Genomic DNA, 20039 nt, shown 5'->3' on the forward strand with positions numbered 1-20039 from the left:
CGGACGTGCACGGGTCCCGTCGTTCCGACGGAACGAACGGCCGCATCGACCCGTTAGGTAGGCCGGTCCAGGTCACCTAGACTTGCGCGGTCGCAATCTAGAGATCGTGAGACAAGCAATGGACCCGAGCTTTCTGATCATCCTCGCGCTCGCCTTCGGCGCGATGTGGCTCATGACGAGCCGCACGCGCAAGCAGCAGCGTGCGGCCGCCGACTTCCGCGCGAACCTGGAGGTGGGCCAGGAGGTCATGACCGGGTCGGGCCTGTACGGGACGGTGGTCGAGGTCGAGGACGACGTGATCACGCTCGAGTCGACGCCGGGCAACCGCACCCGCTGGATCCGCGCGGCGATCGCCAAGGTCGTCGAGCCGCCGGTCGCCGGCACGACGGACGACGAGGCGGAGCTCGCCGAGGGTGAGGCGACGGTCGAGGGCGACCGCGTCATCGCCGTTCCCGACGACCTCTCGACCATGCCCGCAACGCGCGAGGACGAGGACCCCGACAAGAAGTGAGCTGACCGGCGTCGTCCGCCCGGACGGCCCGCCCGCACACCCCCCACCGCTCGCCGTCGGCGAGCGGTGCGCGCACGAGAAGAGACACCGCGTTGGCCGCATCTCCCCGCCGCTCCCGGCCCGTCCGGACGCTGGTGTTCCTCGGCGTCCTCATCGCCGCGGTCTTCGGATCGCTCGTGGCCGGGAACCAGTTCTCCGACGCGGCGCTCACGCCGAAGCTGGCCCTGGACCTCGAGGGCGGCACGCAGCTCATCCTCACGCCGGTCGCCACGACAGCCGACGACCAGATCACCAGCGAGACCATCAACGAGGCGATCCGGGTGATCCGGCAGCGCGTCGACTCGTCGGGTGTCGCCGAGGCGGAGATCACGAGCCAGGGCGGACGGAACATCGTCGTGGCCCTTCCGGGGGAGCCGAGCAAGGAGACGCTCGACCTCGTCCGGACGTCGGCGCAGATGCGCTTCCGTCCCGTGCTCGCGGTCACGGCGCCGGGGCCGGTCGAGCCGCCGGCCGACGCGCAGCCGCTGACCCCGAAGGCCGCCCCCGACTCGCCGAGCGACGCCGAGTTCTACCTCACCGACGAGGTCCTCGCGGCCTTCAACGCCCTCGACTGCACGGCCCCGGAGAACCTCACCGGCGGCGAGAGCGGGCCCGCGGACCAGGCGCTGGTGACCTGTGACACCGACGGCACGGCGAAGTACGTGCTCGGGCCGGTCGAGATCGAGGGCGGCGAGCTCCAGAGCGCGACGTCCGGCCTGGGCGTCACGTCGACCGGTGTGACCACGAACGAGTGGGTCGTGAACATCGAGTTCAACAACGCGGGCACGAGCCAGTTCCGCGAGGTCACCACGCGCCTGCAGGGCCTCCAGCCGCCGCAGAACCAGTTCGCGATGGTGCTCGACGGTCTCGTGATCTCGGCGCCGTCGCTCAGCCCCGGCGTCATCATCACGGACGGCAAGGCCGAGATCTCGGGCACGTTCAACCGCGAGAGCGCCGCGACGCTCGCGAACCAGCTCAACTTCGGCGCCCTGCCGCTCACGTTCCAGGTCCAGAGCGAGGAGCAGATCTCCGCGACGCTCGGGTCGGAGCAGCTGCAGCGTGGGCTCCTGGCGGGCGTCATCGGGCTCGCGCTCGTCGTCGTCTACTCGCTCTTCCAGTACCGCGCGCTCGGTATGGTCACGGTCTTCTCCCTCCTGATCGCGGGGATCCTGACCTTCGGCGTGATCACGTTGCTGTCCTGGCTCCAGGGCTACCGCCTGAGCCTGCCCGGCGTCGCGGGGCTCATCGTGGCGATCGGCATCACCGCGGACTCGTTCATCGTCTACTTCGAACGCATCCGCGACGAGCTGCGCGACGGTCGCACGCTGGTCAACGCGGTCGACAAGGGCTGGGAGCGCGCGCGCCGGACGATCCTCGCCTCCGACGCCGTGAACTTCCTCGCGGCGATCGTGCTGTACTTCCTGGCCGTCGGCGGCGTCCGGGGGTTCGCGTTCACGCTCGGCCTGACGACCCTGATCGACCTGCTCGTGGTGTTCCTCTTCACGCACCCCGTCATGCTGCTGCTCGCGCGGACGAAGTTCTTCGGTCAGGGCCACCGGTTCTCCGGGCTGGACCCGCGTCGTCTCGGCGCCCGCGGCACGCACTACGCCGGTCGAGGCCGCGTGGTGACTCCCGGCCGGGCCGGGGCCGCTCCGGTCGGACAGCGCACGGAGGCCGACGAGGGGGCGCCCACCCCGACCGGGCAGCGGCCGGCCGAGCGGGTCTCCGTCGGCGCCGCTGCGGGCGGTGCGTTCGGGACGGAGGGTCCGAAGCAGACCATCGCCGAGCGCCGGGCAGCACAGCGCGCCGCGCAGCGGGCGAGCGAACGTGCCGAACCAGAGACCGGATCGCCGGGCGACGACACCCCGACCTCTGACACCGATCGTCGCGCCGAGAGGAACGAGCCCTGATGGCCTCCGGATTCGCCCAGTGGGGCAACGACCTGTACACCGGTCGTCGCTCGTACGACATCGTCGGCCTGCGGCGTCGTTGGTACCTGATCGCCGTCGCGCTCGTCCTCGCGTCCGCCGCCCTCCTCCTGGTGAAGGGCCTCAACCCCGGGATCGAGTTCCGCGGCGGCTCGCAGTTCACGGTCTCGGGCGCCTCGACGCTCGAGCAGCAGCCCGCGATCGACGCCGTCGGATCGGTCGCCGCCGACGAGGAGGCGCGCGTCAGCACGGTGGGTGCGTCGGCGATCCGGGTCCAGACCGCGACGCTCACGAACGACGAGGTCGAGCAGGTGCGCGGGGCGCTCGCCGGGGCGTACGACGTGCCGGTCGGCGAGGTCACGAGCTCGTTCATCGGCCCGACGTGGGGCGCCGACGTCTCGAGCAAGGCGGTCACCGGTCTGGTCGTGTTCCTCGCGCTCGTCTCGGTCGTCATGACGATCTACTTCCGCAACTGGCGGATGGCGGCGGCGGCGCTCCTCGCGCTCTTCCACGACCTGGTGATCACCGTCGGCATCTACGCGCTGGTCGGCTGGGAGGTCACGCCGGCGACCGTGATCGGCTTCCTGACCATCCTCGGGTACTCGATGTACGACACGGTGGTCGTGTTCGACAAGGTCCGTGAGAACACCGCGGGAGTGCTCGACCAGTCGCGGACGACGTACGGCGAGCAGGCGAACCTCGCGGTGAACCAGACGCTCGTCCGGTCGATCAACACGTCCGTCGTGGCGCTGCTGCCGGTGAGCGCCATCCTGTTCGTCGGGGCCTTCATCCTCGGCGCGGGCACCCTGCGCGACATCGCGCTCGCGCTCTTCGTCGGCATGCTCGTCGGGACGTTCTCGTCGGTGTTCCTCGCGACCCCGCTCGAGGTGACCCTGCGCGAGCGTGAGCCCAAGGTCGTCGCGCACACGAAGAAGGTGCTGTCGCTGCGCGGGGGCCCGGCCACCACGCAGAGCGGCGCGACGCCGGCGATGGCGGCCGGTACCACCGGGTACGCCACGCAGCTGCTGCCCGGGCAGCACCTCGGCACGGCGGCCCAGCCGAAGCGGCGCAAGTCCGGCCGGAAGTAGACGTGGTGCTGGAGTCCACCGAGCTGGCGGCGCGGTGCGCTCGGCTCATCCGCGACGTCGCCGACTTCCCGCTCGCGGGCGTGGGGTTCAAGGACATCAACCCCCTGCTGGCCGACGCGCCGACGTTCGCCGACGTCGTCGAGCACCTGGCCGCACTGGCGCGCGCGGCCGGCGGCGTCGACCTCGTGGCCGGGATCGAGGCGCGCGGCTTCATCCTGGGTGCACCCGTGGCGACGGCGCTGGGGGTCGGCTTCCTCCCCATCCGCAAGGAGGGCAAGCTCCCGGGCCCGACGGTGTCGGCGTCCTACGACCTCGAGTACGGCTCCGCGACCGTCGAGCTCCAGCCCGGGAACCTGCCGGCCGGCGCGCGCGTGCTCCTGGTGGACGACGTGCTCGCGACGGGGGGAACCGCTGCGGCGGCTGCGACGCTCCTGCGGACCACAGGTGCCGTCGTCGCCGGCCTCGCGTTCCTGCTCGAGATCACGTCCCTGGGCGGTCGGGCCCGGCTCGACGGCCTGCCCGTGGACGTCATCCTCACCGTGCCCTGAGCCGCGTACGGTCGGCCCCGGTGCCGCTCCTGCCGGCCGGGCGCGCGGCTGGGTGCCCGCTCGGCCGCATCGAAGCGGTCGTAGACTTGGACGTCGGACAGGGCGGGGTGCCGCCGCAGGCTGGGAGGTCGCATGAGCGAGGAGACGCGCACGGCGCGCGCCGACGCGCCGGTCACCTCCGGTGCGCCGTCCGACGGCGGGCCCACGGGCAGCCGGGTCCGCTCGCGGCTGGTCCGGTTCGGCACGCGCAACAGCGGCGGGACGCCCGCGCTCGAGCCGCTCATGCAGGCCATCCGGACCAACCACCCGAAGGCGGATCTCGCCGCGATCGAGCAGGCGTACGCGGTCGCCGAGCGGGCGCACCGCGGCCAGCAGCGCAAGAGCGGTGATCCCTACATCACGCACCCGGTCGCCGTCGCCACGATCCTCGCCCAGCTCGGCATGACGACCCCGACGCTCGTGGCGGCACTCCTGCACGACACGGTCGAGGACACGGAGTACTCGCTCGACCAGCTGCGGACCGACTTCGGTGCCGAGGTCGCGATGCTGGTCGACGGCGTGACGAAGCTCGACAAGGTCGTCTACGGCGACGCCGCGCAGGCCGAGACCGTCCGCAAGATGGTCGTGGCGATGTCGCGGGACATCCGGGTCCTCGTGATCAAGCTGGCCGACCGGCTGCACAACGCCCGCACGTGGAGGTTCGTGGCGGCGTCGTCGGCGGAGAAGAAGGCCCGCGAGACCCTGGAGATCTACGCGCCGCTGGCGCACCGGCTCGGCATGAACACCATCAAGTGGGAGCTCGAGGACCTCTCGTTCCAGACGCTCTACCCCAAGGTGTACGACGAGATCGTGCACCTCGTCGCCGAGCGGGCGCCCGCGCGCGAGGAGTACCTGGCGGTCGTCCGCGAGCAGGTCGGTGCGGACCTGCGCTCCGCGAAGATCAAGGCCTCGGTGACCGGGCGCCCGAAGCACTACTACTCGATCTACCAGAAGATGATCGTCCGCGGTCGCGACTTCGCGGACATCTACGACCTGGTGGGGGTCCGGGTCCTCGTCGACTCGGTCCGCGACTGCTACGCGGCCCTGGGCGCGCTGCACGCGCGCTGGAACCCGGTGCCCGGGCGGTTCAAGGACTACATCGCCATGCCGAAGTTCAACCTCTACCAGTCGCTGCACACGACCGTGATCGGCCCGGGCGGCAAGCCGGTCGAGATCCAGATCCGCACGCACGACATGCACCGTCGCGCGGAGTACGGCGTCGCGGCCCACTGGAAGTACAAGGAGACCGCGAAGCACCCCGGTGGGCAGGTGACGGACTCCGCCGGGAACGACATGGCGTGGCTCCGCCAGCTCGTGGACTGGCAGAAGGAGACCGCGGACCCGTCGGAGTTCCTCGACTCCCTGCGGTTCGAGATCGCCGGGGCGGAGGTGTACGTCTTCACGCCCAAGGGCGACGTGATCGCGCTGCCTGCGGGCTCGACGCCGGTCGACTTCGCGTACGCGGTCCACACCGAGGTCGGGCACCGCACGATGGGGGCGCGCGTCAACGGCCGACTGGTCCCGCTCGACTCGGCGCTCGAGAACGGTGACGTCGTCGACGTGCTCGCGTCGAAGTCGGAGTCGGCGGGCCCCAGCCGCGACTGGCTGACCTTCGTCAAGAGCCCGCGCGCGCGCAACAAGATCCGCCAGTGGTTCTCGAAGGAGCGGCGCGAGGAGGCGATCGAGCACGGCAAGGACGCCATCGCGAAGGCGATGCGCAAGCAGAACCTGCCGATCCAGCGACTGCTGTCCCACGAGGCGCTCGTCGCGCTCGCGCACGAGATGCGGCACGCCGACGTGTCCGCGCTGTACGCCGCGATCGGCGAGGGCCAGGTCTCCGCCGCGGGCGTGGTCCAGCGTCTCGTGCAGTCGATGGGCGGCGAACCCGGGGCCGAGGAGGACATCGCCGAGACCGCGCGCCCGGGCCGGACCGCGCGCCGGGTACGGACCGGCGATCCCGGGGTCGTGGTCAAGGGCATCGACGACATCTGGGTCAAGCTCGCCCGCTGCTGCACGCCGGTCCCGGGCGACGACATCATGGGCTTCGTCACGCGGGGTGACGGGGTGAGCGTGCACCGCACCGACTGCGTGAACGCGGAAGGTCTGCGGGCGCAGCCCGAGCGGATCGTCGAGGTCGAGTGGACCCAGGGCGGCAGCTCGATGTTCCTCGTGCAGATCCAGGTCGAGGCGCTCGACCGCAGCCGGCTCCTCTCCGACGTGACGCGGGTGCTGTCGGACTCGCACGTCAACATCCTCTCGGCGAGCGTCTCGACGTCGCGGGACCGCGTGGCGCTCTCGAAGTTCGTCTTCGAGATGGCGGAGCCGGGCCACCTGGCGTCCGTGCTGTCGGCGGTCCGGAAGGTCGAGGGCGTCTTCGACGTCTACCGGCTCACGGGTTCGCGGGCCGATGCGGCGCCCGCGCCGGCGCCGCCCACCTAGGCGAGCGCCTCGCCGTCGGCCTGGTCGGCGACCCGCGCCGCGACGTCGAGCAGCGCCTCGCGCGCCGCCTGCGTGCCGCGATGGCCGGGCAGGTCGTCGAGCAGCCGGACGGCACCCCGGGCGTCCAGCCCGGCGTGGGTCGCGAGCCGCTCGAGCAGCCGAGCCGAGACGTCCCGGGAAGACCATCGCGCGACGTCGACGGCGGTGCGCGCGACCGTGGTCACCCGGACCGGACCGAGCTCCACGACGTCCCCGTCCGCGAGTGCGCACTCGTGAGGAACCCGCAGCGGGTGGGGGCTTGGCCGGCGGGTGCGGGGAGGCACGAGCACGTCGACCCTGGCAGGCGGGGGCCCTCCTGCGTGCACCCAGACCGCAGCGGCACGGCCGACGACGCCACGTCGGGGCACGAGCGGCAGGACGGACGCAGCACGGAGCCCTGGGGTCTCGTCGCGGTCGGCGGCGACCGCGACCTCGTCCCAGACGCGCAGCATGACGCTCTCCCGGACGAGGACCTGCCAGGGCACCGCGCCGACGTCGGACGTGTGCAGCCAGTCGGGCGCCACGGGCATCGCCGGCCACAGCCGGGCAAGGGTGCTGACCTCCATGGCCCCAGCATCCCGATCACGTCGGCAGACGGGCTCGGGACGCCGGGCGCCTGTGGACGGCCTCCGACGACGAGTGTGGCTGGGGGCGGAGGGATCAGCGGTGGTCGTCAGCCGCGCGCTGGACCTGCTCAAGCCAGGCGCGCCGCGCGTCCAGCGCCTCCTGGGCCTCCGCGATCTTGCGCTGGTTCCCGGCCACCTTCGCTGCCGCGAGGTCCGCCTCGAGGCCGCTGATGGCAGCCTCGAGCTGCGCGGCTGCCCCCTCGGCCCGCGCCCGCGTCTCGGGGTTGCCCCGGCTCCACGCGGCCTGGTCGGCCTCCCGGACCGCGGTCTCGACGGCGCGCAGCCGGCCCTCGACACGCTGGATGTCGCCGCGCGGCACCTTGCCGGCCGCCTCCCACCGGTCCTGGATGTCGCGCAGCCCCGCCTTCGCGGCGCCGAGGTCCTTCACGGGCACGAGCTTCTCGGCCTCGACCAGCAGCTGCTCCTTGACGGCCAGGTTCGCCTGGAACTCACTGTCCGTGGCCGCCGACGCGGCGTCGCGCGCGGCGAAGAACGCGTCCTGGGCGCCTCGGAACCGCGCCCACAAGGCGTCGTCGTCCTTGCGGCTCGCGCGGCCGGCCGATTTCCACCGTGCCATCAGGTCGCGGTACGCGGCGGCCGTCGCGCCCCAGTCGGTGCTCGTCGAGAGCGCCTCGGCCTCGGCGACCAGCGACTCCTTCGCGGCGCGAGCCGCCGTGTTGCGGCTCTCGAGCTCGGCGAAGAAGTGGCGACGCTCACGGTCGAACGAGGTGCGGGCGTGGCTGAAGCGCTTCCAGAGCGACTCCTCGGTGGGACGGTCGATCCGGGGGCCCGTACGCTGCGCCTCCTTCCACTGCTCGAGGAGCGTGCGCAGCTGCTCACCCGCCGGACGCCACTGGATCTTCTCGGGGTCCGTCCCGGCGATCTTCTCCGCCTCCTCGACGATCGCCGTGCGGGCTGCGACCGCGGCCTCCTTGGCAGCGGCACGCTCGGCGTCGAGCACCGCCCGACGCTCGGCTGCGACGGCGCGGAGGCCGTCGAGGCGCGCACGCAGGCCGTCGAGGTCACCGACGGCAGCGGGCTCGGCCACCTCCTCGACGAGCTTCGCGATCGTCTGGTCGATCTCCTTGACCGACAGGTCGGCGACCCCGAGGCGCGCCTCGAACAGCACGACCTTCGCCTGGAGGTCGAGGAAGCGGCGGACGTAGAGAGCGAGGGCCTCGTCCGGGCTCGCTCCCGGGTACTGACCCACCACCCGCTCGCCTGCGGACTCGCGGACGTGCACCGTCCCGTCCTCGTCCACGCGACCGAAGGCGGCCGCGGCGGCGGACTCGGCCGCGTCGAGCGGAGGAGCGACCGGTGCCGACGCGGCGCTCGGGGTCCGTGCGGCCGCCTCCTGGCCGGCGGTCGGAGCGGGCGCAGGGCGCGGGACGGGGCGGGGGATCGGCCGGGGCACGGGGCGCGGCGCGGCGGCAGCGGGTGCGGGTGCGGGTGCGGCGGGTGCGGGTGCGGCCGGTTCAGCGGGCTCGGTGCCATCGGGAGCCGTCGGCGCGGCGTCGGCGGGGTCCGTCGGCTCGGCGTCGGCGGGGTCCGTCCCGTCCGCCGACGTCACGGCGGGGTCGGGCGTGCGGTCGGAGGACGTCGGCTCGACGTCCGGGGAGTCGTCGGGCTCGACCTGTCCGGCGGTGCCGGTGCTGTTCTCGGTCACTGGGTCTCAACTCCCTGGATGGTGACGTCGGTGACGGGGAGACCATCGGTCGCCCCGCCCTGTACCCCGGCGTCCGCGACTGCCTGGAGGGCGTCCAGGCCGGACGTGATCTGGCCGAAGACGGTGTAGCCGCCCGCTTGGTCCGACGGGATGGTCGAGTCCTCGTAGACGAGGAAGAACTGGCTGCCCATCGAGCTCGCGTCGTTGCCGACCCGCGCCATGGCGATGGTCCCGGCGGGATACACGTCGTCGGCCGGGGCGTTCTCGATCGGCCCGAAGCTGTAGCCCGGGCCCCCTTGCCCGGTGCCGGTCGGGTCGCCGCACTGGAGCACCTTGATGCCGCCCGTGACCAACCGGTGGCACGCCGTGCCGTCGAAGTACCCCTGACGCGCGAGGCTCACGAAGGACGCAACCGCCTGGGGCGCCGCCGCGCCGTCGAGCTCGATCCCGATGTCACCCGCCGTCGTGGTGATGGTGCCGGTCCAGGTGCGGCTTTCGGCCGTGGACGGGTCGGGCAGCGTGTAGGTCTGGCTCGGGCTCGCGGTGCCCGAGGGTGTCGTTCCCGTGGTGTCGTCGCCGTTGCGCTGGAGCGTCAGCACCACCAGCGTGGCCGCGACCAGCACGACCAGGACGGCGAGGGCTGCCCCGGCGGCCTGGCGCTGACGCTGCCGCCTGGCCCGCGCGGCAGCCTGGTGCTGCTGGTACCGCTCGTACCGACGCCGCGCGTACTCGCGTTCCCGCTTGCTGGGGGACAACCGAACTCCTTCGCTGGTGGGTGCAGGACGCGAGCTCGACGGCGGCGTCCGGGACCGGGGGTCAGTCTAGGCAACCGCATGGCCGTTTCCGCCGCGCGCCGGGCGGGCGGTCCGGGCGGGTCATCGGCGTCGTCACCCGCGCGGCTAGCCTGGCGCGATGGAGGTCCTCACCGCGGTCGCCCCCGTGTTCGGCACCAACTGCTACGTGGTCGTCGCTGACGACGACGTCTCGTGCGTCGTCGTGGACGTGGGCGCCGGGATCGCGGAGCGGCTGCACGACGTCGTCGTCGGGCGCGGTCTGCGCCTCGTGGCGGTGCTCGCGACGCACGGTCACGTCGACCACACGTGGGGTGCGGGCGAGCTGGTGGACGCCTTCGGCGTCGCGCTCCACGTCCATGCGGCCGACGCGTACCGGCTCGCGGACCCGTTCGGTTCGCTCGGTCTGGGTCGGCCCGGCCACGACGCGCACGGGCCGCTGGCCCAGGCGCTCATGGCCGCCGGGCTCCGGCCGGACGAGTACCGCACGCCGGTGCGCGTCGAGACGTTCGCCGACACGACGGCGTCGGGCGTGGCGCTCGAGCTCGACGGCGCGCTCTTCGCAGGTGCTCCCCTGACGGCTGTGCACGCGCCCGGGCACACGCAGGGCGCCTCGCTCTTCCTCGCCGCCGGGGTGCCGAGCCCGACGAGCGTGCTCCCGCCCGGTACCCCGGCCGAGGCCGTGACCGGGGTGACCGGCACGGCCTTCACGGGTGACGTGCTGTTCGCCGGGTCGATCGGCCGGACGGACCTGCCGGGCGGGCACGGCCCGACGATGGAGCGGACGCTCGCCGAGCGCGTCGTGACGCTGGCGCCGAGCCTGCTCGTGCTCCCCGGGCACGGGCCGGCCAGCAGCGTGGGCCTCGAGCTCGATCGGAATCCCTTCCTGGCAGGATGAGGCCCCATGGCCCGTCCCACCCCGCTGTCCGGATTCCCCGAGTGGCTGCCCGCCGGCCGTCTCGTGGAGCAGCACGTCCTCGACTCGCTGCGTCGCACGTTCGAGCTCCACGGGTTCGTGGGGATCGAGACCCGTGCCGTCGAGCCGCTCGAGCAGCTGCTGCGCAAGGGCGAGACGTCCAAGGAGGTGTACGTGCTGCGCCGGCTCCAGGAGGACGACGCCGAGGGGGCCGACGGCGCGGACCGGCAGGGGCAGCTCGGCCTGCACTTCGACCTCACGGTGCCGTTCGCCCGGTACGTGCTCGAGAACGCCGGTCACCTCGCGTTCCCCTTCAAGCGCTACCAGATCCAGAAGGTGTGGCGGGGCGAGCGGCCCCAGGACGGCCGGTTCCGCGAGTTCGTCCAGGCGGACATCGACGTCGTCGGCGTCGGCGAGCTGCCCTACCACTACGAGGTCGAGCTGCCGCTCGTCATCGCCGAGGCGCTCGGCTCGCTCACCGACCTCGGGATGCCCGAGGTGCGGATCCTCGTCAACAACCGCAAGGTCGCCGAGGGCTTCTACCGCGGCCTGGGGCTGGACGACGTCGACGGGGTGCTGCGAAGCATCGACAAGCTCGACAAGATCGGGCCCGACGCCGTCGCGGCGCTGCTGGTCGCCGAGTCCGGCGCGACCGAGAAGCAGGCCGCCGCGTGCCTCGAGCTCGCCGGCATCTCGGGGGACGACGCCGGGGTGGTCGAGCGGGTGCGGCAGCTCGCGGCCGACCACGGCGTGGTGTCGGACCTGCTCGAGACCGGGTGCGACGAGCTCGGCGCGCTCGTGACGGCCGCGGCCGAGAGGGCGCCCGGGGTCGTCGTCGCCGACCTGAAGATCGCCCGGGGCCTCGACTACTACACGGGCTCGGTCTACGAGACCGTGCTCGTCGGGCACGAGCAGCTGGGGTCGATCTGCTCGGGCGGCCGCTACGACACGCTGGCGTCGGACGGGGTCCACACGTACCCGGGCGTGGGTCTGTCGATCGGCGTCTCGCGACTGGTCTCGCGGCTGCTCGGCGCCGAGCTCGTGCGCGCGACGCGGGCGGTGCCGAGCGCCGTCGTCGTCGCGGTGACGAGCGAGGAGACGCGCGCCGCGTCCGACCGCGCCGCGGCAGCCCTGCGGGCACGGGGGATCCCGGTCGAGGTGGCCCCGACCGCGGCGAAGTTCGGCAAGCAGATCAAGTACGCCGACCGGCGGGGCGTGCCCTTCGTGTGGTTCCCGGGCCGTCCTGCGGGCGTCGCCGAGGACGGGTCGCCCGTGGAGGCGGTCGCCGACCAGGTCAAGGACATCCGGTCGGGCGAGCAGGTCGAGGCCGACGCCGCCTCGTGGGAGCCGCCCGCCGAGGACCTCTGGCCGCGGGCCGAGGCGGTCTGACCGGTCGCCACCCTCCCGCCGAGCCACGTCCCGCGGCGCGCCGTGCTTGACCGTCGATCGAACGCGTGTTCGAATGATCCGGTGCGGTGGGACGGGCAGCGGGTCGATGCGGCGGCGCCGGTCGGGGGCGACGGGGCGCTCCCGGGTCTGCAGCTGGCCGGCCTGGTCCGCAGCGTCCGGACGCCGGAGTTCGCGGGGGTGACCTTCCACGAGGTGGCGTGCAAGAGCGCGCTCAACAAGGTGCCCGAGTCGTCGAGCATGCCCTTCCGGTGGACGGTCAACCCGTCGCGCGGGTGCCTGCACGCGTGCACGTACTGCTACGCGCGGCCGACGCACGAGTACCTCGACCTCGGCGCGGGCCGGGACTTCGAGACGCAGATCGTCGTGAAGACCAACGTGGTCGAGGTGCTCCGGGTGGAGCTCGCTCGGGCCGGCTGGCGGCGCGAGCACGTCGCCCTGGGCACCAACACCGACCCGTACCAGCGGCTGGAGGGCCGGTACCGCCTCATGCCGGGGATCATCGAGGCGCTGGCGGCGTCGGGCACGCCGTTCTCGATCCTCACCAAGGGAACGCTGCTGCGCCGCGACCTTCCGCTGCTGGCCGAGGCGGCGCGTGCGGTCCCCGTCGGCATCGGGGTCTCGCTCGCCGTCCTCGAGCACGACCTCCAGCAGTCGATCGAGCCGGGGACGCCGACGGCGAAGGCTCGGCTCGAGCTCGTCCGCGCCGTGCGCGAGGCGGGGCTGCCGTGCGGGGCGTTCGTCGCCCCCGTGATCCCCTGGCTGACGGACACCGAGGAGCACCTGGAGGCGCTGCTCGGCGAGCTCGCGGCGGCCGGCGCGACCGGCGCGACCGTGCTGCCCATGCACCTGCGGGGCTCCGTGAAGCCCTGGTTCTTCCAGTGGCTCGCCGGCGAGCACCCCGAGCTCGTCGCTCGGTACCGCCGGCTCTACGGGCATGGCGCCTACGTCCCGACGGAGTACAAGGACTGGCTCTGGGCCCGCGTCCGGCCGCTCCTGAGCCGTCACGGCTTCGCGTCTCGCGCTGAGCGGTCACCGGCGCAGCGCCGGTCCGGCGGCGCGCTCCGCCCGGAGGAGGGCAGCTACCCGACGGGGAGCATCGTCGTCGGGCCCGAGGCCGTGGCGGCCGCGCCCCAGCCGACGCTGTTCTGAGGTGTGCCACGATGCGCAGGTGACCGAGCCCCGGACCGGCGACCAGGGTGACCTGGACGTCGACGTGCTCGTCGTCGGCTCGGGGTTCGGCGGCTCGGTCGCGGCGCTGCGGCTGACCGAGAAGGGGTACCGCGTCGCGGTCCTGGAGGCCGGTCGGCGCTTCGAGGACCACGAGTTCCGTTCCTCCTGGCACCTGCGGACCTTCCTGTGGGCGCCGCGGCTGGGCTGCTACGGCATCCAGCGCATCCATCTGCTCCGGGACTCGCTCGTCCTCGCCGGGGCGGGCGTCGGGGGCGGTTCCCTGGTCTACGCCAACACCCTGTACCGGCCGCTGCGGCCCTTCTTCACGGACCCGGCGTGGGGCTCGATCACCGACTGGGAGGCGGAGCTCGCGCCGCACTACGACCAGGCGAGCCGGATGCTCGGCGTGACCACCAACCCGACGACGACGGATGCCGACAGGCTCATGCTGACCGTCGCGGGGCGCATGGGGTGTGCCGACACGTTCAGGCCCGCGGACGTCGGCGTGCTGTTCGGGGCCCCTGGCGTCACCGTCCCGGACCCGTACTTCGGTGGCGCAGGGCCCGCGCGCACCGGGTGCACCGAGTGCGGCGCGTGCATGACGGGCTGCCGCGTGGGCGCCAAGAACACGCTCACCAAGAACTACCTGCACCTCGCGGAGCGCGCAGGCGCGAGGGTCGTGGCCCTGACGACGGTGACGGAGGTCGTGCCGCGGGCCGACGGGACCTGGACGGTCGTGTCGCGGCCGAGCGGGGGAGCGCAGGGGCTGCGCGGCCGGACCGTCTGGCGGGCCGACCAGGTGGTCCTGGCCGCCGGGACGTACGGCACCCAGACGCTGCTGCACCGGATGCGCGCGGCAGGGCGCCTGCCCGGGCTGTCACCGCGCCTGGGCGAGCTGACCCGGACGAACTCGGAGGCGCTCCTCGGGGCGAGCGCCCCACGCGTCGACCCGGCGCGCGATCTCAGCCGGGGGGTGGCGATCACGTCGTCCTTCTTCACCGACCCGACGACGCACGTCGAGCCCGTCCGCTACGGCAGGGGCTCGAACGCGATGGCCCTGCTCCAGACGGTGCTGACGGCCGGGGCGCCGCGCTCCCGCAGGTGGCGGAGCATCCTCGCGGGCTACGTGCGCGAGCTGCGCCGCCGACCGGTCACGACGCTGCGGACGCTCGCGCCCTACCGCTGGAGCGAGCGCACGACGATCGCGCTGGTCATGCAGGCGCTCGACAACTCGCTGACCACGTCGCTCGCCGGCGGGCGCGGCGCCGGCCGGTGGCGCCGGCGACGCGATCCGCTGCGTCGTCGGCTCACGAGCCGGCAGGGCGCGGGGGAGCCGAACCCCACGTGGATCCCGGCCGGCAACCGGGCGGCCGAGCTCATGGCCGAGGAGCTGGACGGGATCGCGGGCGGCAGCTGGGGCGACCTGGTCAACATGCCAATGACGGCGCACTTCCTCGGCGGGTGCCCGATCGGCGCGACGCCGGCCGAGGGCGTGCTCGACCCGTACCAGCGGGTCCACGGCTACCCCACGCTGCACGTCCTCGACGGCGCGGCCGTCACGGCGAACCTCGGCGTGAACCCGTCGCTCACCATCACGGCGCAGGCGGAGCGCGCCGCGTCGCTGTGGCCCGTGGCCGGTGAGCCGGACCCGCGGCCGGTCCAGGGCTCCCCGTACCGGCGGCTCGCACCCGTGCCGCCCCACCGGCCGGCCGTCCCCGCCGGTGCTCGTGGCGCCCTGCGGACCACCCACTAGGATCGTCCGGGCGCGTCCAGCGCCCTCCCGTGCTCGCGACCCGAGCCGTGCACCTCCCCGGAAGGACCTCCTTCGTGCTTCGCACCCACACCGCCGGCTCGCTGCGAGCCGAGCACATCGGTCAGACCGTCACGCTCACGGGCTGGGTCGACCGGCGCCGGGATCACGGTGGGGTGGCGTTCATCGACCTGCGGGACGCGTCCGGGGTCGCGCAGGTGGTGATCCGTGACGAGGTGGTCGCGCACGGGCTGCGCAACGAGTACGTCCTGCAGGTGACCGGCGAGGTCGGGCGCCGTCCCGAGGGCAACGAGAACCCCAACCTGGCGACCGGCGAGATCGAGCTCGTGGCGAGCGACGTCGTCGTGCTCAACGAGTCGGCTCCGCTGCCGTTCCAGGTCTCCGCGGCGTCGGACGAGGCCGTGGGCGAGGAGGCGCGCCTCAAGTACCGGTACCTCGACCTGCGCCGCCCCGCGCCCGCGCACGCGCTCCGCCTCCGGGCCAAGGCCAACGCCGCGGCGCGCCGGGTGCTCGACGCCGAGGAGTTCGTCGAGATCGAGACGCCGACCCTGACCCGGTCGACGCCCGAGGGCGCGCGCGACTTCATCGTCCCGGCGCGGCTGTCGCCCGGCTCGTGGTACGCGCTCCCGCAGTCGCCGCAGCTGTTCAAGCAGCTGCTCATGGTCGCCGGGATGGAGCGGTACTACCAGATCGCCCGCTGCTACCGCGACGAGGACTTCCGCGCCGACCGCCAGCCCGAGTTCACGCAGCTCGACGTCGAGATGAGCTTCGTCGAGCAGGACGACGTGATCGCCGTCGGTGAGCGCGTGCTCGTGGCGCTCTGGGAGCTCGTCGGGTACACGATCCCGACCCCCGTCCCGCGCATGACGTTCGCGGACGCGATGGCGCGGTACGGCTCCGACAAGCCCGACCTGCGCTTCGGCCAGGAGCTCGTCGAGCTCACGGGGTACTTCAAGGACACCCCGTTCCGGGTCTTCCAGGCGCCGTACGTCGGCGCCGTCGTCATGCCCGGTGGGGCGTCGCAGCCGCGGCGCACGTTCGACGCGTGGCAGGACTGGGCGAAGTCGCGCGGCGCCAAGGGGCTCGCGTACGTGACGGTCTCCGACGACGGCGAGCTCGGCGGACCCGTCGCCAAGAACCTCTCGGACGCCGAGCGCGAGGGCCTCGTGGCTGCCGTGGGCGCGCAGCCGGGGGACTGCGTCTTCTTCGCGGCCGGCAAGGTCGCCGACGCGCGTGCGCTCCTGGGTGCGGCGCGCCTCGAGATCGGCCGCCGGTGCGGCCTCATCGACGAGACCGAGTGGTCGTTCGTGTGGGTCGTCGACGCGCCCCTGTTCAAGCCGACCGGCGAGGACGACGACGTCGCGGTGGGCGGTGGCTCGTGGACGGCGGTGCACCACGCGTTCACGTCGCCCACGCCGCAGTGGCTCGACCGGTTCGAGTCGGACCCCGGCAGCGCGCTCGCCTACGCCTACGACATCGTGTGCAACGGCAACGAGATCGGCGGCGGATCCATCCGTATCCACCGACGTGACGTCCAGGAGCGGGTGTTCGACGTCATGGGCATCGGGCCCGAGGAGGCGCAGGAGAAGTTCGGGTTCCTCCTCGACGCCTTCGCGTTCGGCGCGCCGCCGCACGGCGGGATCGCGTTCGGGTGGGACCGCATCCTCGCGCTCCTGACGGGCTCGGACTCGATCCGCGAGGTCATCGCGTTCCCGAAGTCCGGCGGCGGGTACGACCCGCTCACCGGGGCACCGGCGCCGATCACGGCGCAGCAGCGCCGTGAGGCGGGTGTGGACGTCGCGCCCAAGCCTGCGGCGTCGGCGGTGGAGGATCCCCGGACGGTCGTCACGGCAGCGCGCGCCACGGAGTGATGCGGGGCTCGAGCGAGCGGGGTGCGGTCGGCGGCGCGAGCGCGTCGCGTACGGGCGGCGGTGGTCCACGTGCCGTCGCCGCACGCACGGTGCACGACCTGCCCGAGCCGTGGTGCACTGAGCCGTACCTGGTGGGGGAGTTCGCCGCCGCGGGCGTCCTCGCGGCCTGGGCCGACGACACGGCGTTGCTGGCGGTCGTCGACGGCGCCGGGCGCCCACCCGGGCTCGTCGGCATCGGCGCGGCCGACCGGCTGGCCGAGCTGGTCGGCGAGGCAGCCGTCCACGACGCCGCGCTGCTGGCGTCGGTCCGGTTCGCGACCCTGGCGCGGGGTGCATCCGAGCGGCTCGACCCGGACGCCGCCGCCGTGCTCCGCCACCTCGACGGTCCCGCGTCCGACTGGGACTGGTTCTGGGTCGACCGTCCGCTCGCCGGCGCGGATCCCGGGCACGCCGTCGCCGAGCGGCTCGCGGACGGTCCCGGCACTGTCGCCGAGGTCCGCGACTTCCTCGCCGTCGGGCACCCCGAGGCCAGCACCGCACCGGACGACCCGCGGCTGCTCGGCTGGTGGGGTGCGCGCGAGGCCGGGAGGCTGGTCGCGGTCGTCGGTGCGATGCGCTTCGCGCCGGGGCTGGCGCCGCACCTCGTCTCGCTCGGCGTCGACCCCCGCCGACGCGGTCGACGGCTGGCTGCCGCCGTCCTGCGCGCCGCGGTGCGCGACTGCCTCGAGCTGCGGCCCGCCGTCGGTGCGCCGATGGTCACCCTCGGCATGTACGCCGACAACGAGGCGGCGCGGCGCGTCTACGAGCGGCTCGGGTTCGAGCAGCGGCACGCCTTCTCGAGCCGCCGCCCGTCCCGCGAGCCGCACCGCTCAGGCGGCGCTGCTCAGAGGCGTCCGAGCAGCTCGCCGAACGACGGCGCGTCGGCGTAGAGGTCGGCAGGCCCGGCGTTCTCCTGCTCGGCGACCAGCTCGGCCAGCTCGCGCCCGGCGCGGCGGATGCGGTCGGGCAGCGGGTTGACGTCGTCCTGGCCCGACCAGTCGTCGGTCGCGGCGAACACGGACGTGCGCGTGACCTCCGCCCGCAGGTAGGTGAACAGCGGCCGCATCGAGTACTCCAGCGCGAGGGAGTGCCGCGCGGTGCCGCCCGTCGCGCCGATGAGCACGGGCATGCCGGTGAGCGAGTCCTTGTCGAGGATGTCGACGAACGACTTGAACAGGCCCGAGTAGGTCGTGGTGAACAGGGGCGTGACGGCGATCAGCCCGTCGGCTCGCGTCACCTGCTCGAGGACGCCCCGCAGGTCCCCGCTCGGGAACCCGGTGAGCATCGCGTTCATGATCTCGTGCGCGACGTCGCGCAGCTCGACGGTCTGCACCGTGGCCGTCAGGCCACGGGCCTCGAGCTCGGCGACGGCGGCCTGGGCAAGCCGGTCGGCGAGCATGCGGGTGGACGACGGCTGGCTGAGGCCGGCGGAGATGACGGCGATCGTGCGGTCGCTCATGGTGTCTGCTTCCTGGTGCGTCGTGCGAGGCGTGGGGTGCGGGTGGTGCTGCGGAAGTCGGGGTACGGCGGGAGTTCAGAGGCCGAACGCGGCGCCGGCGCGGGAGACCTTGTCGGCCGCCGCGGTGTCGTCCTCGGCCGTCTTGCCCGTCCAGTGGTCGTCACCTGCGACGTGCTGGTCGCCCGCCGTGCCGGCGGCTCGCGCCTGGGCGACGCGCTCGGCGTGGCTCGGCGGGTTCGACGGCACACCGGCGGGGCGCTTGGCCTCGAGCTCGGCGCGCAGCGCCGGCACGATCTCCTCGGCGAGGATGTCGATCTGCTCGAGCACGGTCTTGAGCGGCAGCCCGGCGTGGTCGATCAGGAAGAGCTGACGCTGGTAGTCGCCGACGGCGTCGCGCATGGTGGCGTAGCGGTCGATGACCTCCTGCGGGCTGCCGACCGTGAGCGGCGTCTGGGCGGTGAAGTCCTCCATCGAGGGGCCGTGGCCGTAGACGGGCGCGTTGTCGAAGTACGGCCGGAACTCGCGGACGGCGTCCTGGGAGTTCTTCCGGGCGAAGAACTGCCCGCCGAGGCCGACGATCGCCTGGTTGGCGGCCCCGTGGCCGTAGTGCTCGAAGCGCTTGCGGTAGTACTCGACCATCGTCTTCGTGTGCTCGACGGGCCAGAAGATGTTGTTGTGGAAGAACCCGTCGCCGTAGTAGGCGGCCTGCTCGGCGATCTCGGGGCTGCGGATCGAGCCGTGCCACACGAAGGGCGCGACGCCGTCGAGCGGGCGCGGGGTCGCGGTGAAGCCCTGCAGCGGGGTGCGGAACTTGCCCTGCCAGTCCACGACGTCCTCGGTCCACAGGCGTCGCAGCAGCGCGTAGTTCTCGATCGCGAGGTTGATGCCCTGGCGGATGTCCTTGCCGAACCACGGGTAGACCGGGCCGGTGTTGCCGCGACCCATCATGAGGTCCATCCGGCCGTCCGTGATGACCTGGAGCATCGCGTAGTCCTCGGCGATCTTCACCGGGTCGTTCGTCGTGATCAGGGTCGTGGCCGTCGACAGGACGATGTTCTCGGTGGTGCCGGCCAGGTAGCCCAGCATCGTCGTGGGCGAGGAGGCCACGAACGGCGGGTTGTGGTGCTCGCCGGTCGCGAACACGTCGAGCCCGGCCTGGTCCGCGTGCTGGGCGATCGTGAGGATGGAGCGCACACGCTGGGTGTCGTCCGGCGTCGTACCGGTGGTCGGGTCGGTCGTGACGTCACTGACCGTGAAGATGCCGAACTGCATGGCTGCGCCCCTCGAGAAGTCGATGCGAATGCATGTACATCGGTGGGTAACGAGGAGCCTGCGCGGTCTATTCCGCGATCACCAGCGCGTCGGCGGCTCGACGTCTCCGCTGAGTCCCAGGTGCCGCGGCGGCTCGCGGTCGGCATCGGCGTCGGCGTCGAGCACGGGCGCCGGGACGCGAGGCTTCGTGGTGAGGGCCCACCGCCACGCGCGCGGCAGGACGAGGCACAGGGCGAGCAGCAGCACTCCCGAGCCGAAGAACGTCCACGCGAGGTCCGGACCCCCACCGAGGATCGCCGCCCGCGCCATGGCGGCCGCGAGCAGCACCGTGTAGAGGCTGAGCAGGCCCGCGACGCCCAGCCGGGTGCGGTAGGCCCAGACCGAGCCGACGTGACCGACGCGCAGCGGGGGCACCAT

The 20039-nt window shown here is 73.1% G+C and carries 17 protein-coding genes; 11 read left to right on the plus strand and 6 right to left on the minus strand.

Translation table 11 applies throughout. From position 1 onward, the window contains the following. Positions 1 to 106: 106 nt before the first annotated feature. The 5 genes from yajC to HIR71_RS07880 all read left to right on the plus strand — a co-directional run bounded on the left by yajC (position 107) and on the right by HIR71_RS07880 (position 6592). On the plus strand, positions 107 to 511 hold the full coding sequence (yajC, locus tag HIR71_RS07860) for a preprotein translocase subunit YajC (RefSeq protein ID WP_311836173.1): 405 nt from the start codon (positions 107 to 109) through the stop codon (positions 509 to 511). A 92-nt stretch (positions 512 to 603) separates the two neighbouring features. After that, positions 604 to 2460 (plus strand): protein translocase subunit SecD, encoded by a 1857-nt coding sequence (secD, locus tag HIR71_RS07865; protein ID WP_169324503.1) that lies wholly within the window; start codon positions 604 to 606, stop codon positions 2458 to 2460. Continuing rightward, on the plus strand, positions 2460 to 3566 hold the full coding sequence (secF, locus tag HIR71_RS07870) for a protein translocase subunit SecF (RefSeq protein WP_169324504.1): 1107 nt from the start codon (positions 2460 to 2462) through the stop codon (positions 3564 to 3566). Before secD ends, secF begins: the two co-directional genes overlap by 1 nt. Positions 3567 to 3571: 5 nt before the next feature. Beyond that, a complete protein-coding gene (locus HIR71_RS07875) occupies positions 3572 to 4114 on the plus strand; it encodes an adenine phosphoribosyltransferase (protein ID WP_169324505.1) in 543 nt (180 codons plus the stop codon). Between the two features lie 132 nt (positions 4115 to 4246). Further along, positions 4247 to 6592, plus strand: a complete 2346-nt coding sequence (locus HIR71_RS07880; protein WP_169324506.1) for a RelA/SpoT family protein — start codon at positions 4247 to 4249, stop codon at positions 6590 to 6592. Here HIR71_RS07880 and HIR71_RS07885 read toward each other — a convergent pair. From HIR71_RS07885 to HIR71_RS07895, 3 genes are all read right to left on the minus strand, one after another. Continuing rightward, on the minus strand, positions 6589 to 7197 hold the full coding sequence (locus HIR71_RS07885) for a hypothetical protein (protein WP_169324507.1): 609 nt from the start codon (positions 7195 to 7197) through the stop codon (positions 6589 to 6591). The genes HIR71_RS07880 and HIR71_RS07885 overlap by 4 nt on opposite strands. 94 nt (positions 7198 to 7291) lie before the next feature. Then, positions 7292 to 8923, minus strand: a complete 1632-nt coding sequence (locus HIR71_RS07890) for a DUF349 domain-containing protein (RefSeq protein ID WP_169324508.1) — start codon at positions 8921 to 8923, stop codon at positions 7292 to 7294. Then, the gene (locus tag HIR71_RS07895; protein WP_169324509.1) at positions 8920 to 9678 is read right to left on the minus strand and encodes a peptidylprolyl isomerase; all 759 of its coding nucleotides are present in this window, start codon (positions 9676 to 9678) and stop codon (positions 8920 to 8922) included. Before HIR71_RS07895 ends, HIR71_RS07890 begins: the two co-directional genes overlap by 4 nt. Positions 9679 to 9835: 157 nt before the next feature. Here HIR71_RS07895 and HIR71_RS07900 point away from each other — a divergent pair, with 157 nt between their 5' ends. The 6 genes from HIR71_RS07900 to HIR71_RS07925 all read left to right on the plus strand — a co-directional run bounded on the left by HIR71_RS07900 (position 9836) and on the right by HIR71_RS07925 (position 17781). Beyond that, complete coding sequence (locus HIR71_RS07900; RefSeq protein ID WP_169324510.1) at positions 9836 to 10612, plus strand: MBL fold metallo-hydrolase; 777 nt, start codon at positions 9836 to 9838, stop codon at positions 10610 to 10612. Between the two features lie 6 nt (positions 10613 to 10618). Next, positions 10619 to 12019: a histidine--tRNA ligase gene (hisS, locus tag HIR71_RS07905; protein ID WP_169324511.1), complete on the plus strand. Its 1401-nt coding sequence runs from the start codon at positions 10619 to 10621 to the stop codon at positions 12017 to 12019. An 81-nt stretch (positions 12020 to 12100) separates the two neighbouring features. Then, positions 12101 to 13189 carry an Rv2578c family radical SAM protein gene (locus HIR71_RS07910; RefSeq protein ID WP_169324512.1) on the plus strand — a complete coding sequence of 363 codons (1089 nt, stop codon included), beginning with the start codon at positions 12101 to 12103 and terminating at the stop codon, positions 13187 to 13189. A gap of 19 nt (positions 13190 to 13208) precedes the next feature. Continuing rightward, positions 13209 to 14963, plus strand: coding sequence for a GMC family oxidoreductase (locus tag HIR71_RS07915; protein ID WP_311836174.1), 1755 nt, complete (start codon positions 13209 to 13211; stop codon positions 14961 to 14963). A gap of 74 nt (positions 14964 to 15037) precedes the next feature. Further along, positions 15038 to 16852 (plus strand): aspartate--tRNA ligase, encoded by a 1815-nt coding sequence (gene aspS / locus HIR71_RS07920; protein ID WP_169324513.1) that lies wholly within the window; start codon positions 15038 to 15040, stop codon positions 16850 to 16852. Beyond that, complete coding sequence (locus tag HIR71_RS07925) at positions 16852 to 17781, plus strand: GNAT family N-acetyltransferase (RefSeq protein ID WP_169324514.1); 930 nt, start codon at positions 16852 to 16854, stop codon at positions 17779 to 17781. The genes aspS and HIR71_RS07925 overlap by 1 nt, the downstream gene beginning before the upstream one ends. Here the strand turns inward: HIR71_RS07925 and HIR71_RS07930 are convergent. From HIR71_RS07930 to HIR71_RS07940, 3 genes are all read right to left on the minus strand, one after another. Next, positions 17736 to 18350 carry an FMN reductase gene (locus HIR71_RS07930; RefSeq protein ID WP_169324515.1) on the minus strand — a complete coding sequence of 205 codons (615 nt, stop codon included), beginning with the start codon at positions 18348 to 18350 and terminating at the stop codon, positions 17736 to 17738. The genes HIR71_RS07925 and HIR71_RS07930 overlap by 46 nt on opposite strands. A 75-nt stretch (positions 18351 to 18425) precedes the next feature. Then, a complete protein-coding gene (locus HIR71_RS07935; protein WP_169324516.1) occupies positions 18426 to 19622 on the minus strand; it encodes an LLM class flavin-dependent oxidoreductase in 1197 nt (398 codons plus the stop codon). Between the two features lie 78 nt (positions 19623 to 19700). After that, a complete protein-coding gene (locus tag HIR71_RS07940) occupies positions 19701 to 20039 on the minus strand; it encodes a hypothetical protein (RefSeq protein WP_169324517.1) in 339 nt (112 codons plus the stop codon).

It is taken from the genome of Cellulomonas fimi (assembly GCF_012952065.1).
GTDB lineage: Bacteria > Actinomycetota > Actinomycetes > Actinomycetales > Cellulomonadaceae > Pengzhenrongella > Pengzhenrongella fimi_A.